Raw genomic sequence first — 14907 nt, forward strand, 5'->3', positions numbered from 1 at the left:
GCAGGAGACACTGAACGGATGAGCCCAGACCCCGTCCGGCTGACCGGCTACGCGCATGGCGGCGGCTGCGCCTGCAAGATCCCGCCCGGCGAGCTGGAGGACGCGGTCCGGGGGCTCACCGGCCAGGTTCACGACCGGGTGCTGGTGGGGCTCGACGACGGCGATGACGCGGCCGCCGTGCTGGTCCGCGACGACCTCGCGGTGCTGTCCACCGCGGACTTCTTCACCCCCGTCGTCGACGACGCCTACGACTGGGGCCGCATCGCCGCGGCCAACGCGCTCTCGGACATCTACGCGATGGGCGGAACCCCGGTAGTCGCGATCAACCTGGTCGGCTGGCCACGCGAGACGTTGCCGCTGGAGCTGATGACCGAGGTGCTGCGCGGCGGACTGGTGGTGGCGCAGCAGGCGGGCTGCCCGGTGATCGGCGGACACTCGATCGACGACCCGGAGCCGAAGTACGGCATGGCGGTCACCGGAGTGGCCGACCCGAACCGGTTGCTGCGCAACGACGCTGCGGCGCCCGGACTGCCGCTGACCTTGACCAAACCGATCGGGGTAGGCCTGCTCAACAACCGGCACAAGCGCACCGGCGAGGTGTTCGACGAGGCGATCGCGACCATGACCGAGTTGAACCGCGACGCCGCGCACGCCGCGTCATCGCACGGTGTGCGGGCGGCCACTGACGTCACCGGGTTCGGGCTGCTGGGCCACCTCTACAAGATGTGCCGCGCGTCCGGGGTGGGCGCGGTGATCGACCAGGCGGCGGTGCCGGTGATCGCGGACGCGCACGCGGCGTTACGCGACGGCTTCGTCTCGGGGGGCAGCCGGCGCAATCTGGACTGGGTGCGACCGCACCTGCGGCTCGGTCCCCGGATCAGCGAAGACCAGCTGCTGCTGCTCGCCGACGCCCAAACCTCCGGCGGCCTGCTGGTTGTCGGCGAGCTTCCCGGGTACCCGGTTATCGGGCATACCGTGACGGGAAGCGGAATCGAGGTGCGATGAGCGAGTTCAAAGTCGGCGACCATGTGCGGTGGAACTCCGAGGCCGGGCATGTGACCGGCAAGGTCACCAAGGTGCACACCAAAGACACCGAATACAAGGGGCATACCCGGCGCGCGAGCCCCGATGAGCCGCAGTACGAGATCAAAAGCGACAAGACCGATCACGTCGCCATGCACAAGGGATCGGCGTTGCACAGAATCGACGACTGAGGCACCGGCACGGGCGCGCGTGCTGCCGGTCCGCCATGAATACGGCTTCGCCCGACCGGCGAACTACCCCGGTACGTCCCCATGTTCAGCACGAGTAGCACCGCAACCGCGGCGAACACCAAAACGAGCAGACCGATGGCGACGAGGCTTATCGTCACGGTGGGGGTGAGTCTGCGCGTGACGCGCGGATCCGACGCCGAAAGGCCGGAGGTCTGCGCGGACTCGGGTGGCGTCGAGCCAGGAGCGACACCGCCGCCGGACTCGAGGTCGGGGGTGCTGGCCGGGTCTGGGTCCGGGGGCGGCGCGGTCATAGCTGGATTCCATTCACGTCTGGCTAGGCGGAAAATTCGGTGATCGCATACCCCCTGGCGCCGTTCTTACACATCGCTTTCGGCGCGCTCTCGGCAGGTCGGCCGCAACTGAGCGGTCCGCTGTCCGGACGGCGGCGGCTCACCCCGCCGTGGTGATCGAATCCCCGGTGATGCCCGCCGCCCGGCGGGCCGCCAATCGGCGTTTCTGCGGCTCGATGGTGTAGCGCGGGTCCTTCGCCGATTCGATGCCGGCCTCGAACACCCCGAACCGGGTCAGCGCCGACGCCGCCAGCAGTGCCAGCCCCGACACGGCCGCCACCGCTCGGTGCCGCCCGCCCAGCAGCGTCCCGATGCCCCCGGCGACCGCCAACCGCTCACTGGCGCGCAGCATCGCCCCGGCCCGGCCCTGATGCAGCGGCTCGGCGGCGATCGGATCCATCCGGTGCTCCATGGCGCGGGTCGCGATCACATCGCCGAGCACCCCGAGCACCGCCAGGCGTCGCGCCGGCCCCGCCTCGCCTACCGGTGTGGTCAGCATTGCCAGCCCGCCGGACGCCAGGCTCGCCGAGCTGGCGAACACGAACGGCAGGTCGCGGTGGGCACCATGCCAGGTTGGGGTGGCGGTGTCGCCCAGCAGCACCGCGGTGTAGACCGCCAGCGGCGCCGCGAACACCGCGGCCTCCAGACCGGCCGGGCCCTCGACCGCGCGCAGCAGGCCGCGCACCGGCCCCAGCGGCAGGCGCTCGCCGGTCAGCCGGTCCACCTCCGCCGCGGCGGCTACCGCGGTGCCCGCACCGAATCCCGACAGGATCCAGGAGCCCAGGCTCATCGGTGAGGTGAGCTTGATGGTGCGCAGCATGTTGACGAAGCGTTCCGGGCGACCCAGGTCGCTGATCAGGGCCGCCGCGCTCAACACGATCGCCACCAGCGCCGCCAGCCTTGAGTTGCGTCGCAACGTTTTCCGGCCGGTGAGTTGGGCGCCGGCGGCCAGCAGCCCGGAGCCGCCCGCCAGGCCACCGAGGAACAGGTAGGCGGCGATCTCGTGTGACCACGGTGCGGGCTTGACCACCGGGCGCCCGTAGTAGGAGCTGAACTGCACGTCGGGCACCATCGGCATCTCGCGGCCGCCGTCACCACCACCGCCCCGGCGCCGGCGCCGTCGAGGCTCCTGCTGAGTGCTCACCGTCGTCCCCCTAAAAACGCGACCGCCGCGGCGGCCAGCATCCCGGCCGCGGCCAGTGCCGAGCGCTTGAACATCGCCGGCAGGTCCGCGGTGGCCACCCGCGGGTCCGGCGGCAGGCCGTACACCTCCGGCTCGTCGAGCAGCAGGAAAACCGACCCGGTGCCACCGACCCCGTCGTGTTCGTTGGCGCCGTAGAGCCGGGCTTCGGTGCGGCCCTGCGCGTGCAGCCGGGCCACCCGCCGGCGGGCGTCGTCGATGAGATCAGCGTGGTCGCCGAACTTGATCGACTCGGTCGGGCAGGTCTTGGCGCACGCCGGGATCTCGCCGTCGACTAGCCGGTCGTAGCACATGGTGCACTTCTGGGCTATTCCGGCGTTGCGCACCGCGGGGGCGTCGCCGCGGGCGGTCTTGGGGGCCGCCGTGCCGTCGGTGCGGCGTTCGATCACCCCGAACGGGCACGCCGGCACGCAGTTGCCGCAGCCGTTGCAGACGTCGTCTTGCACCACCACCGTGCCGAATTCAGTGCGGAACAGCGCGCCCGTCGGGCAGACATCCAGACACCCGGCGTGGGTGCAGTGCTTGCACACGTCCGAGGCCATCAGCCAGCGGAACTGATCGGTATCGGGAGGGGCGGTAACCGCTTCTGTGCCCGGCATTTTCGGCATGCCCAGGCTGACCAGCTGCCGACCCGATTCGCGCGCCTGCGCGATGGCGTCGCGGCCCTGTTCGATGAACGCGACGTGCCGCCAGGTGTTGGCGCCCAGTGCTCCGGTGTTGTCATACGACGACCCGAGCAACTCCAGCTCGCCGTCGGCCGGGTTGTGGTTCCACTCCTTGCAGGCCACTTCGCAGGCTTTGCATCCGATGCAGATCGAGGTGTCGGTGAGAAACCCCTTGCGCGGAGGTTGCGGCGACCACCGGGCGTCGGCGGCGGGATCGGTCGGTCCGGACAGTTGACCCATCAGTCCCGCCTCTCCGGGTCGATGGCGCTATTACCGGTCTGTGGTGTTGCGCCGGAACGGCTTTGGTACTCGGCGATCAGGCGCAGCAAATCCTCGCCATGCGGTCGCCGGCCCGGCCGGATATCGCAGGAACCGGCCTTGGATTCCTGGATCTGCACATTGGGGTCCAGAGTCACCCCGAGCAGATCGTTGGCGGCATCGCCGCTGACCACCGCGTCGCCGCCGACTCCCCAGTGATACGGCAAGCCGATCTGGTGCACGGTATGTCCACCCACGATCAGCGGTGTCATCCGGTCGGTCACCAGCACGCGCGCCTCGATCGCCGCGCGTGGCGAAATGATGGTGGCCCAGCCGTAGTTCTGCAGGCCCCGCTCGGCGGCCAGCGCGGGCGAGACCTCACAGAACATCTCCGGCTGCAGCTCGGCCAGATACGGCAGCCAGCGACTCATTCCGCCGGCGGTGTGGTGCTCGGTGAGCCGGTAGGTGGTGAACACGTACGGGTAGACGTCCGCACCCGGCTCACCGGCGCTGGGCGCCGACAAATTGTCCTTGCGGGGGAACGTGATTCGGGCGGGGTTGCGCTGCTGGTGATAGACCGCGTTGGCGATCGGCGACTCCTGCGGCTCGTAGTGGGTCGGCAGCGGCCCATCCACCACACCCTTGGGGGCGAACAGCCAGCCCTTGCCGTCGGGCTGCATCACGAACGGGTCGTCGCCGGCCAGCGCGTCCGGGCCGCCCACCGCTGGACCCGGCCGGGTGCCCGGCGCGCGGTCGATGACGAAGTCGGGCACGTCATCCCCGGTCCAGCGGCCCGACTCGGCGTCCCACCACACGTACCGCTTGCGTTCGCTCCACGGCACCCCGTCCGGGTCGGCCGAGGCCCGGTTGTACAGGATCCGGCGGTCGGCCGGCCAGGCCCAGCCCCACTGGGATTGGCTGCGTCCGGGCCCGCCTCGGGGTACCCGGCGGGCGGCCTGGTTGACGCCGCCGGCGTACACCCCGGTATAGATCCAGCAGCCGCCGGAGGTGGACCCGTCGGCGCGCATCTGGGTATAGGACGTCAGCGGCGTGCCCGCGTCGTCGCCGGTGAGCTGGTGGCCGTTGATCTCGGCGAGCACGAACTCCGGATCGGGATCCCCGTGGGCATCGACCGGGTAATCCCAGACCAGATCCAGCAGCGGCCGATCCCGCGGATCGGTCGACCCGGCGAGCTTGGCCCGGATCCGGTTGCCGAGCGTGATGAAGAACTGCAGCTCACTGATGCAATCTCCCGGCGGGGCGACGGCCTGATGCCGCCATTGCAGCAGCCGCTGGGTCTGGGTGAACGTCCCGGCCTTCTCGACGTGGCTGGCCGCCGGTAGGAAGAACACCTCGGTCTCGATGTCTTCGGTGCGCAGCTCACCGGAGGCGATCTCGGGGCCGTCCTTCCACCAGGTGGCCGACTCGATCAGGTTCAGGTCCCGCACCACCAGCCACTTCAGATGCGACATGCCCAACCGTTGTTGGCGGCCGTTGGCCGACCCGACCGCCGGGTTCTGGCCGAGCAGGAAGTAGCCCTGCACCTCGTCGGCCAGCATTCCGGTCACGGCCTGATAGGTGCCATGTGGTCCGGTCAGCCGGGGCAGGTAGTCATAAGCCCAGTCGTTATCGGCGGTCGCGGCATCCCCCCACCACGCTTTGAGCAGACTGACCAGATACGCGTCGGCGTTGGCCCAAAATCCCTTCTGGCTCTTGGATCCCACCCGGTCCAAGTACTGCTGCAGAGTGTCATCGCGCCCGGCCTTGGGCATCGGCAGATAACCGGGCAGCATGTCGTAGAGCGTCGGGATATCGGTGGAACCCTGGATGCTGGCATGGCCGCGCAGCGCCATGATGCCACCGCCCGGCCGGCCCACGTTGCCCAGCAACAGCTGCAGGATCGCCGCGGTGCGGATGTATTGGGCGCCCAGGGTGTGCTGCGTCCAGCCCACCGCATAGGCGAAACAGGTGGTGCGTTCGCGTCCCGAGTTTTCCGTCACCGCGCGCGCCAGGTAGTCGAACGCCTCGGGGTCGATGCCGCAGACGTCGCGAACCATCTCCGGCGTGTAGCGCGCATAGTGCCGCTTGAGGATCTGGAAAACCGTGTGCGGGTGTTGCAGGGTTTCGTCGCGCCGCACCCGGGCGTGTTCGAGGGCCGGGCCGCCGCTGCCGAACGTCTCGCCGACCGAGCGTGCCGAGGCGCTGCTGCCGTGCTCGTGGCCGCCGCCGGGGGAGCCGATGTCGCCGTCGCCGGCTTCGGCACTTTGATACGCCCAACTCGACGGGTCGTAGTGCCCGGTTGCCGGATCGAACCCGGAGAACAGCCCGCCCAGGTCCTCGGTGTCACGGAAGTCCTCGCTCACCAGCGTCGCGGCGTTGGTGTAGGCCAGCACATATTCACGGAACCACAGGTCGTGGCTGAGCACGTGGTTGATCAGCGCCCCCAGCAGCACCACATCCGAGCCGGCCCGGATCGGAATGTGCTTGTCGCACACCGCCGAAGTGCGGGTGAACCGCGGGTCGACGTGGATCACGGTCGCGCCCCGGGCCCGGGCTTCTTCGACCCACTGGAAGCCGACCGGATGGCACTCGGCCATGTTGGAGCCCTGGATGACGATGCAGTCGGCATTCGCCATGTCTTGCAGGGTTTGCGTCGCGCCACCGCGACCGAAGGAGGCTCCCAGACCGGGAACCGTGGCGGAGTGTCAAATACGAGCTTGGTTGTCGATCTGTACCGCGCCGGCGGCGGTGAAGAGCTTCTTGATGACGTAGTTCTCTTCGTTGTCCAGTGTCGCGCCGCCCAGCGAGGCGATCCCCATGGTGCGGCGCAGCGGCCGGCCGTCGGCGTCGTGGTCCTGCCAGGTGTTGCGCCGCGAGGCGATGAACCGGTCGGCCACCATGTCGATCGCGGTGTCCAGCTCCAGCGGCTGCCAGTCCGTAGCGTGGGGCGCCCGATAGAGCACCGTGATCTGCCGGCCGCGGGAGTTGACCAGTTGCTCGCTCGCCGCGCCCTTGGGACACAGCCGCCCGCGCGAGATCGGCGAGTCCGGATCGCCTTCGATCTGCACGACCTTCTCGTCCTTGACGTAGACGCGCTGGCCGCAGCCGACCGCGCAGTACGGGCAGACGCTTTGCACCACCCGATCGGCGGTCGCGGTGCGCGGTGCGATGGCGCGGGTGGCCTCGGAGGTCACAGCCGGACCGCGGCCGAACACGTCACCGGTGCGCAGTTGCCGGATTACCGGCCACTCCAGGAATTTTCGCTGAACCATCCCTGCAGCGTAGTCCCGATGTGAGCGACCCGGGATGATGGAGCGATGAGTCGGATAACGCAGCGTCGGCGGGTCAGCCACCTTGCCGCCGGCGACGCGACGCAGCGGGCCGAGACGCTCGCGGTCGAAGAACCGCTGGAGATCCGGCTGGGCGGTGTTCCGCTCACCGTCACGATGCGCACGCCCGGATCCGATATCGAGCTGGCGCAGGGCTTTTTGCTCACCGAGGGAATCATCGCCGGGCGTGATGACGTGCTGACCGCGCGTTACTGCGCCCACCCGGACGGGACCAACACCTACAACGTGCTCGACGTGACGCTGGCCCCAGACGTTGCGCCGCCCGCTGTGGACATCACCCGCAACTTCTACACCACCTCGTCCTGCGGCATCTGCGGTAAGGCCTCGCTGGAGGCGGTGCGGCTTGCCAGCCGGTACAGCCCGGGCGAGGACGGGCTCCGAGTCTCCGCGGCGGCGGTGACGGCGATGCCCGATCAGCTGCGGGCCGCGCAGGACGTCTTCGCCACCACCGGCGGTCTGCATGCCGCGGCGCTGTTCGACTTCCGGGACGGCGACGGCACCATGCGGGTGGTTCGCGAAGACGTCGGCCGGCACAACGCGGTCGACAAGGTGATCGGGTGGGCGCTCGAACACGGCCGGGTGCCGCTGGCCGGGGCCGTGCTGCTGGTCAGTGGACGGGCGTCGTTCGAACTGACCCAGAAGGCGGTGATGGCGGGGATTCCGGTCCTGGCCGCGCTCTCCGCGCCGTCGTCACTGGCCGTGGACCTGGCCGCCGAATGCGGGCTGACGCTGGTGGCCTTCCTGCGGGGCGCTTCGATGAACGTGTACAGCCGGCCAGACCGCATCATCGGCTGTGAGCCTGATTGATCCCCGCAATAGCGGCGATTAGGCCGGACAATTCGCGCGTTTTCGGAATTTCGTATTAGTGTGACGAGTCTGAGCAAACCCCTCCTCTCCAAGGAGCGTGCACCATGGCCAGTCACCGGCAGGATCGCCGTCGTCGGCGCAGCATGAGCAGCATCGGCGCCACAGCTGCAGCATTGCTGGTCGCCGGTACGGCGCCGATCGCCGCCGCCCCGGCCGCGCACGCCGATCTGGGGGAGCTGCTCTTCGACCCGGTGGTCGATATTGCCGATGGCGGTCAGCCGGCCGACGCCTTCGGTGACTTCGGCGCGTTCCTGGGCAGTGCCGAGGCGGGCCCGCTCGATTTCGCGCAGTCGATCAACGACGCGCTGCAGGCGTGGCTTGCCAGTGGCTCCGGCATGCAGATGGCCGAGATGATCAACGCGCCGTTCGTCTACCTGTTCGGCCGCGATCTGATCGGCAACGGCATCGACGACTTCACCGACGCCAACACCTCGCTACTGGGCAGCAGCGGCATCTTCGGCGACCTCGGCGACGGCGGTTTCCTGTTCGGCAACGGCGGGGCGGGCGCCGCGGGTGAGGTCGGGGTGAACGGCGGCGCCGGCTGGGCGGGCGGTTCGGCCGGCATGTTTGGTGATGGCGGCGACGGTGGTGCCGGTGCGGCCGGCGCGGCGGGCGGAGCCGGTGGCAACGGCGGCAGCCTGTTCGGCAACGGTGGTAATGGCGGCGACGGCGGAGCCGGCGGCGGTGACGGCGGCGCGGGTGGCAATGCCGGGTTCTGGTACGGCAACGGCGGCAACGGGGGCGACGGCGGCGCGGGTCTCGTGGGGACGCAGGGAGTCTCCGGCGGCGCGGGCGGTGCCGGTGGCAATGGCGGGCAAGGCGGCAACGGTGCCTCCCTGGGCTCCGGCAACGGCGGCAACGGCGGTGCCGGCGGGAAGGGCGGCGACGGCGCCCCAGCCAGCGGTGGCGGCGCCAACACCTCCGGCGGCAACGGTGGACACGGTGGTGCCGGCGGCAGCGCCGCGCTGGTTTCGGGCAACGGCGGCAACGGCGGTGACGGCGGCAACGGTGGGTTCGCCGGGATCCGAGGCCCTAACAGCCCGGGCGGTCAGGGTGGCGTCGGCGGCCAGGGTGGTGCCGGCAGCATGAGCGGGAACAACGGCGAGGCGGGCACCACCGGTAACACTCCGGGAAGTCATGGCGGTGGAGGCGGCGGGGGGTGCGTCCCCAATCCCGGTGGTGGCGGCTCCGGCGGGCCCGGCAGCGGCACCGGCTGCAACGGCGGCTAGTGCCGGTTGCTGCTAAGTGGGTGACTTTGCCGCAGCCTCCCGCCTTAGGCGCACGTGGTCACCCAGCTTCCATCCAAGCGTCGTCGGCGAGGCAATGTCGGTTGGCGAGTTCCTCGGGATCTATTGCCTCGTAGCTGCGTTGGAGCTCCTCGAGGGCGGCGTCGTAGTCGGCTTCGTCGAATACCGAGTCGTCGGGCCACGGGCACTGATCGTCGTCGTCGGCGGGCGGTGGGGGTTGCGGATCGGGTGGCTCGTCGGCGTCGTCATCAGATCGGGCGGGCCGGTGGTAGTCGATGACGGCTTCGATGAAGTGGAACGGGTTGATTCGGGGTTGGCCGTGGTCGAGTTTGGGTGGGGGGATCCATTCGACGCGGCCGGACTCGCCGAGTCGGGTGGTCCAGCCCTGCTCGCTGGCCATCCGGTTATCCGGTGCGCATGCCAGGGCGAGGGAATCAATGTCGGTGTGGCCATTGTCGGCCCAGTCCCGGTCCAGATGGTGTGCCTGGGTCAAATATCCCGGCACCGTGCACCCGGGTCGGGTGCAGCCGCGATCGCGCGCGTGCAACACGATGCGCTGATCGGCTGAGGCGATCCGCTTGGTGCGGCCCAGCCACAACGCTCGGCCCTGGCCATCGAAGAGCGTCAGATAGTGGTACGCGTGCGATGCCATCCGCAGCAGATCACCCATCGGCAACAAGGAGCCCCCGGCGGTGTGGGCCTTGCCGGCGCCGGTCTGCAACTGCTCGAGGGTGGTCGAGACGATCACCGTGACCGGCAGCCCGTTGAGCTGCCCGAGATCCCCGCACGACAGTGTCGCCCGTAAAGCCGCCAACAGCGCATCGTGCTGGCGTTGATCGCGGGTGCGGTGATCACCCTGGATCTGCTCCTGGCTCGGCGTGCCACTGACACAGGGGTTTTCATCGGCGGAATTGCACATCCCGGGTGCTCCCAGTTTGGCCAGCACCGGTTCCAGGGTGGCCCGCAACTCCGGGGTGATCGTGCCGGACAGGGTGCTCATCCCATCGGGGCGTTGCGGCCCCAGCCGCAGCCCGCGGCGGGCCTGGCGTTGCCGGTCGTCGGGCTCGTCGCCGTCTTGATCCAGCACCGCGATCAGGTGCACAGCCAGGCGTTGAAAGGTTTCCGGGGCGAACAAGGTGGCCAACTCCACCAGGTCACGCTCGGCGCGCTCCCGATCGGCCACAGTGACTCCGGCCGGGATCTTGGCCATCGCCTTACGGGCGATCGCCACCTGCTCGGGGCCGACCTGCCCAGCGGCCTGGGCCGCGGCCAGCGCCGGCAACACCGGTTCCAGGGGTTCGCCGGTGATCGCGGTGCGCGGGCCCAACTCAGCGGCCTCATCGACGCGCCGCCGGGCTTCTTTCGTGCTGATCCGCAACCGCTCACTCAAGGCCTTGATCAGCGAACACCCCGCCAACACCTCCCCATGGCCCTCCGCCACCAACCGGGCCAAGATCTGATGATCGATCACCGGCGCCTGCCACGCCAACGCTTCGCGACGGGCCAGCACCTCCACCAACTCCTCGGGACTCAACGCATCAAACGAACACTGCGCCAACCGGGCAGCAATCGCCTCCTGCTCATCAAGACACCCCATGATGGTGTCCCGATCCGCGAACGCATCCCTACCCACAATTCGAACACTAGTGCGAACCACCGACAAAAAACGGGCTCCGACCCGGCCCCGATTATTAAGGAACCAGTGAGAAATCCGGGCCGCGACAGGACGCCCCGCTGTCCGCCGCCGGGGCGGCCCGGTCGATGACGGCGGCAATCGCCCAGCCCAGAACTCCGGCGACCAAGCCGAATCCCAGATGAAACAGCGCCTTTTCGCCGATCCCAGCCAGCGCGTGGCTGCCGATGAGCCACATCGCGAGCGGAACACCAAGTGCGACAAGGTGAATCGGTGCCGCGGCCATTGCAACGAGCCACCGGCGCGCGCGCACCGCAGGGCTCGTCGTCAGCAGGCACAGCAGTGCCGCGGCCCCCAGATAGCGAAGGCCCGCCCACAGCCCGGGGCCCGACTGCAACCACACGGTCGCCACCGTCGATGCCGCCCCCACCGCGAGCACGGTCTGGGGCCGGCGAGCGGTCAGGGCGACCGCAACCAGCAACGTCAGCCACACCAGGCCGCGGTGCCCGGGCAGCCCCAGCGGCATCCGGACATCAGCGGAGAGGGCGATGACGGCGGCGGCGGCCGGGAAGAGCACGTCACGGGCGAGCGTCAAGCCGGCTGCGTTACGGGCAGGCAGGGGCATCACGGTCATCGCCTCAAGGTAGGCGCGACGGCCGTACCGCACAACCTCACCTGCGGACCGGATCGACCGCATCCCGGCTTGAATGCGCCTCGGCGGCTTGCCTAGCGTCATGCACATGCGGCATCTGCTCCAACTGGCTCTGGCGGTCCTGCTGATCATGGTCGGCGGGTGTGCCGGCGATTCCGAGAACCAGCACCACCTGGTCGTGCAGCAGGACGGCCGCGTGCTGGGTGAGTTCGATCTCGCGCGGCTGGCCGAGCTGCCCCAGATCGAGATCAGCACGCCGCAGTCGCACGGGAACCCGGTGCAGCGCGGCCCGGCGGTGCGCTCGGTCCTCGAGGCTGCCGGGGCCACCGCGATCAGCAGCATCCGCGTCGAGGGGCGGGATCCGGCGCAGACGCTGACCGCTGCCGAACTCACCGACCGGGTCGTGTTGAGCTTCACCAAACGCGACACCGTCAAACTGGCCGGGGCCGACCTCGCCCGCGACCGCTGGGTCCGCGATGTCAGCACCGTGGTCGTCAACCCGTGACCGTCTTCGCGGGCGTCGACCTGCTGATCGGGATCGACGACACCGACGACCAATTCAGCCCCGGCACCGGCCGGCGCGCCCGCGCGCTGCTACGCGAACTGGCCGCCGCCGGACTGGGCAGCGAGGCCGGCGCCACCCGTCACCAACTGCTCGTCGACGACCGCGTCCCCTACACCTCGCACAACTCCAGCGCCTGCCTGGCCTGGCGGAGCCCGGACGGCGACCCGCACGCGGTGCGCGACAAGATCATCGAATTCGTCGCCCGGTTCCTCGAACGCGTCTGCCCCCCCGCGGCCGATCCCGGCCTGGCCGTGGCCGTCCCAGGCGATCTGACCGACGCCGGGCCGCTGGTGGACTTCGGCCGCCGAGCCAAATGCGAACTGCTGCAACGCGCCCAGGCGCGGCGGCTGGCCGACGAACTCGGTCTGCATCTGTCCGGGCACGGCGGCACCCACGACGGGGTACTGGGCGCGTTGGCGTCGGTGGGTCTGCAGCTGTCCGGAGACGACGGCCTGTTCATCACGCTGCCCGGCCTCGGTGACCTGCCCCTCGAGGCGACCGTCGAGGAACTGCTGGCCAGCGTGCCCATCGACGACGCCCGCGACGCCAGTAACCGTCGGCCGGCGCCCGGGGAGCTCATCGACTTGGGTGACTGGGTCCGCCCGGTGCTGCTGGACGGGCGTGCCGTGCTGCTGCTGGACCCGCCGCGCCGGCACCCCGACGGCCGTCGTAGCTGGCGGACGGCGCCGCGGGCGGTCGTCAAAAAGCACTGAGCTGCTTCCGCAGTTACGGGGCCATGAGTAAAGTCAAGTGGCATATCGTGACGGTCAGCTGTCGAATGTGCCGCAGGTAAGGTCAGCGGCGATGTTCGGCGCACCGCAGTCCGGAAGGGGTCTCGCCATGGTGCTGCACGTCGTCCCGGAAGGCTTGGCTGCGACCAGCGCGGCGATCGAGGCGATCACCGCCTCGCTGGCGGCAGCCCACGCGACCGCGGCCCCCCTGATCACGGCGGTGGCACCCCCGGCCGTCGACCCGGTGTCGCTGCAGGCCGCGGCCGAACTCAGCATGCAGGGCAGCCAGCACGAGGCGGTCACCGCGCACGGCACCGAGGTGCTGGGGCGGGCCGGAATCGGGGTGGCCCAGGCCGGCATGAGCTACCGGGCGGCGGACACGCTGGCCGCCGTGACCTTCCCGCAGTAGTGATCATGACGGCCCCCGGGTGGATGGCGGCCCCGCCGGAGGTGCATTCAGCCATGCTGAGCACCGGGCCGGGACCCGGGCCGCTGCTGGCAGCATCGGCGGCCTGGGCGGCGCTCAGCGCCGAATACGACAGCGCCGCAGCCCAGCTCGGCGCGGTACTGGCCGACTCCCAGGGGGTGTGGGCCGGCCCGACCGCCGAGGCCTATGCCGCCGCGCACCTGCCCTACCTGGCCTGGCTGCAGCTGGCCGGCACGCTCAGTGCCCGCACCGCCACGCAGCACGAGGTGATTGCGGCGGCCTACAGCAGCGCCCTGGCGGCGATGCCCACCCTTGCGGAGTTGGCCGCCAACCATGCCACCCACGCGGTCCTGCTCGCGACCAATTTCTTCGGGGTCAACACCGTGCCGATCGCCGCCAATGAGGTCGACTACGCCCGGATGTGGACCCAGGCGGCCACCGTCATGAGCACCTACCAAGCCACCACCGAGACCGCGCGCAGCCTGGGCCACTCCAGCGGCAGCGCCCAGGCCGGCTCGGCTACCACCGGAAACGGCGGCGGCGGTGGCGGAGGTGGCAACGGCGGCGGCGGGGGTGGTGGCAATGGCGGTGGTGGCTCCTTCGATCTGCCGACGCCGGCCGAGATCTGGCAGATGCTGTTCGGCTCGGACGGCCAGCAGGTGCCCGGGCAGGGCCAGCCCAACTGGAGCCCGGCGGAATTCCTGCAGAACCTGTCCAACTTCTTCAATGGCAATGAGAAGGCGCTGGCCTGGTTGCAGCAGAACTTGTTTCAAGGCCCGTTGACTCCCGCCCAGTGGTGGCAGCTGGCGACCTACTTCATTTCCTGGCAGACCTACCGCGTCGTCAATTGGACGCTGCGCAGCCTGCGTTTCCTGGTGCAGATTTCCCCGCTGTTGGCCGGGGTCGGGGTGAACCTGTCGATCGCCAACCTGGCGGCCCTGGCACCCCTCGGTGGTCTGTCCGGGCTCAGCGGGCTGTCCGGGCTGGCCGGCGTCGCGGCGCCGCCGGTGATGCCGGCGCCGCCCGCGGTGGCGCCGGTCCTGCCCGGCGCCGTGACACCGTCTGCGCCGGCCCCGGCCGCGGTGGCCGGGTCAGCGGCGCCATCCGCCTCGGCGGCGACGCTGCCTGCGCCGGCCGCCCCCGCGGGTGCCCCACCGCCGCCGGCGGCGCCTCCGGCTATCGGTACCGAGGGCACGTTCCACAGCTATCTGGTGGGGTGGCTTCCGTCGTCGCAGGGCGTCGCCGGCAGCGCTGGCGCCAAGGCGGCCCGGCCTGCGACTGCCGCGGCGGCGGCGACGGCTGCCGCCGAGCCGCGGCACGGGGCCGCACGGAACACCGGCCGGCGGCGCGGCACCTTGATCGACCCCGGCTACCGCTACGAATACCTCGACGGCCATGACCCGGGCGCGACGCCGCGGGTCCAACAGGGTACGGCCGGCTTCGCGGGCACCCTCGGCAAGGCCGGCGTCATGAGCGCCACCGGCCTTGCGGAGCTGACCCGCGACAAATTCGGCGGCGGCCCCACGGTCCCGATGCTGCCCGACTCCTGGGGAGATGCCCGGCCGGCCGAGCCGACCTAGATTCCGCAATCGCGGATGTCAAAGGCGATATTGGTGGGTAAATCCTGTTAAATCTCGGACAATCAGTCCTCAGTTATTGACCTGACCGGCTCCCGCGGGCGTACCGTCAGGGCGTGCCGAAGCGGCCGGGGAACCGGACCGGCGTGGTTCGCGACTAACCGGTAGTG

General features: G+C 70.0%; 13 protein-coding genes and 1 pseudogene. 8 read left to right on the forward strand and 6 right to left on the reverse strand.

Features of this window, described 5'->3' with window-relative positions:
• Positions 1-18 precede the first annotated feature (18 nt).
• Positions 19-1005 (forward strand): selenide, water dikinase SelD, encoded by a 987-nt coding sequence (gene selD / locus AC5Y4Q_RS09640; protein ID WP_064921594.1) that lies wholly within the window; start codon positions 19-21, stop codon positions 1003-1005.
• The gene (locus tag AC5Y4Q_RS09645; protein WP_064921595.1) at positions 1002-1214 is read left to right on the forward strand and encodes a hypervirulence associated TUDOR domain-containing protein; all 213 of its coding nucleotides are present in this window, start codon (positions 1002-1004) and stop codon (positions 1212-1214) included. Before selD ends, AC5Y4Q_RS09645 begins: the two co-directional genes overlap by 4 nt.
• Here AC5Y4Q_RS09645 and AC5Y4Q_RS09650 read toward each other — a convergent pair.
• The 4 genes from AC5Y4Q_RS09650 to fdh all read right to left on the reverse strand — a co-directional run bounded on the left by AC5Y4Q_RS09650 (position 1166) and on the right by fdh (position 6960).
• Positions 1166-1525: a DUF6480 family protein gene (locus AC5Y4Q_RS09650; protein WP_221740354.1), complete on the reverse strand. Its 360-nt coding sequence runs from the start codon at positions 1523-1525 to the stop codon at positions 1166-1168. The two genes, AC5Y4Q_RS09645 and AC5Y4Q_RS09650, sit on opposite strands and share 49 nt — an antisense overlap.
• A 139-nt stretch (positions 1526-1664) precedes the next feature.
• Positions 1665-2708 (reverse strand): NrfD/PsrC family molybdoenzyme membrane anchor subunit, encoded by a 1044-nt coding sequence (gene nrfD, locus AC5Y4Q_RS09655; protein ID WP_064921596.1) that lies wholly within the window; start codon positions 2706-2708, stop codon positions 1665-1667.
• On the reverse strand, positions 2705-3670 hold the full coding sequence (locus AC5Y4Q_RS09660; RefSeq protein ID WP_064921597.1) for a 4Fe-4S dicluster domain-containing protein: 966 nt from the start codon (positions 3668-3670) through the stop codon (positions 2705-2707). The genes nrfD and AC5Y4Q_RS09660 overlap by 4 nt, the downstream gene beginning before the upstream one ends.
• Complete coding sequence (fdh, locus tag AC5Y4Q_RS09665) at positions 3670-6960, reverse strand: formate dehydrogenase (RefSeq protein ID WP_235663964.1); 3291 nt, start codon at positions 6958-6960, stop codon at positions 3670-3672. The genes AC5Y4Q_RS09660 and fdh overlap by 1 nt, the downstream gene beginning before the upstream one ends.
• A gap of 45 nt (positions 6961-7005) precedes the next feature.
• Here fdh and fdhD point away from each other — a divergent pair, with 45 nt between their 5' ends.
• On the forward strand, positions 7006-7845 hold the full coding sequence (gene fdhD, locus AC5Y4Q_RS09670) for a formate dehydrogenase accessory sulfurtransferase FdhD (protein WP_125225612.1): 840 nt from the start codon (positions 7006-7008) through the stop codon (positions 7843-7845).
• Positions 7846-8387: 542 nt separating this feature from the next.
• Positions 8388-8870: pseudogene (locus AC5Y4Q_RS09675) on the forward strand (hypothetical protein); the annotation flags it as partial.
• Positions 8871-9192: 322 nt separating this feature from the next.
• On the opposite strand, the gene AC5Y4Q_RS09680 reads toward AC5Y4Q_RS09675, so the two are convergent.
• Both AC5Y4Q_RS09680 and AC5Y4Q_RS09685 read right to left on the reverse strand, forming a co-directional pair.
• Complete coding sequence (locus tag AC5Y4Q_RS09680) at positions 9193-10785, reverse strand: HNH endonuclease signature motif containing protein (RefSeq protein WP_499958734.1); 1593 nt, start codon at positions 10783-10785, stop codon at positions 9193-9195.
• A 58-nt stretch (positions 10786-10843) separates the two neighbouring features.
• Complete coding sequence (locus AC5Y4Q_RS09685; RefSeq protein WP_125226049.1) at positions 10844-11419, reverse strand: hypothetical protein; 576 nt, start codon at positions 11417-11419, stop codon at positions 10844-10846.
• A gap of 106 nt (positions 11420-11525) precedes the next feature.
• On the opposite strand from AC5Y4Q_RS09685, the gene AC5Y4Q_RS09690 reads away from it, so the two are divergent.
• From AC5Y4Q_RS09690 to AC5Y4Q_RS09705, 4 genes are all read left to right on the forward strand, one after another.
• A complete protein-coding gene (locus tag AC5Y4Q_RS09690; RefSeq protein ID WP_235664020.1) occupies positions 11526-11942 on the forward strand; it encodes a hypothetical protein in 417 nt (138 codons plus the stop codon).
• Positions 11939-12715: a hypothetical protein gene (locus AC5Y4Q_RS09695; protein WP_125226048.1), complete on the forward strand. Its 777-nt coding sequence runs from the start codon at positions 11939-11941 to the stop codon at positions 12713-12715. The genes AC5Y4Q_RS09690 and AC5Y4Q_RS09695 overlap by 4 nt, the downstream gene beginning before the upstream one ends.
• A 127-nt stretch (positions 12716-12842) precedes the next feature.
• Positions 12843-13142 (forward strand): PE family protein, encoded by a 300-nt coding sequence (locus tag AC5Y4Q_RS09700; protein WP_064922939.1) that lies wholly within the window; start codon positions 12843-12845, stop codon positions 13140-13142.
• Positions 13143-13147: 5 nt separating this feature from the next.
• Positions 13148-14740 carry a PPE family protein gene (locus tag AC5Y4Q_RS09705; protein WP_499958736.1) on the forward strand — a complete coding sequence of 531 codons (1593 nt, stop codon included), beginning with the start codon at positions 13148-13150 and terminating at the stop codon, positions 14738-14740.
• Positions 14741-14907 lie beyond the last annotated feature (167 nt).

The sequence above is a fragment of the Mycobacterium sp. NGS16 genome (assembly GCF_059813225.1).

What these genes read in the sequence shown, in the direction of transcription:
- selD (WP_064921594.1), top strand. Translation starts at nt 19, where the DNA reads ATGAGCCCAGACCCCGTCCGGCTGACCGGCTACGCGCATGGCGGCGGC.
- AC5Y4Q_RS09645 (WP_064921595.1), top strand. Translation starts at nt 1,002, where the DNA reads ATGAGCGAGTTCAAAGTCGGCGACCATGTGCGGTGGAACTCCGAGGCC.
- AC5Y4Q_RS09650 (WP_221740354.1), bottom strand. Translation starts at nt 1,525, where the DNA reads ATGACCGCGCCGCCCCCGGACCCAGACCCGGCCAGCACCCCCGACCTC.
- AC5Y4Q_RS09660 (WP_064921597.1), bottom strand. Translation starts at nt 3,670, where the DNA reads ATGGGTCAACTGTCCGGACCGACCGATCCCGCCGCCGACGCCCGGTGG.
- fdhD (WP_125225612.1), top strand. Translation starts at nt 7,006, where the DNA reads ATGAGTCGGATAACGCAGCGTCGGCGGGTCAGCCACCTTGCCGCCGGC.
- AC5Y4Q_RS09685 (WP_125226049.1), bottom strand. Translation starts at nt 11,419, where the DNA reads ATGACCGTGATGCCCCTGCCTGCCCGTAACGCAGCCGGCTTGACGCTC.
- AC5Y4Q_RS09690 (WP_235664020.1), top strand. Translation starts at nt 11,526, where the DNA reads ATGCGGCATCTGCTCCAACTGGCTCTGGCGGTCCTGCTGATCATGGTC.
- AC5Y4Q_RS09700 (WP_064922939.1), top strand. Translation starts at nt 12,843, where the DNA reads ATGGTGCTGCACGTCGTCCCGGAAGGCTTGGCTGCGACCAGCGCGGCG.
- AC5Y4Q_RS09705 (WP_499958736.1), top strand. Translation starts at nt 13,148, where the DNA reads ATGACGGCCCCCGGGTGGATGGCGGCCCCGCCGGAGGTGCATTCAGCC.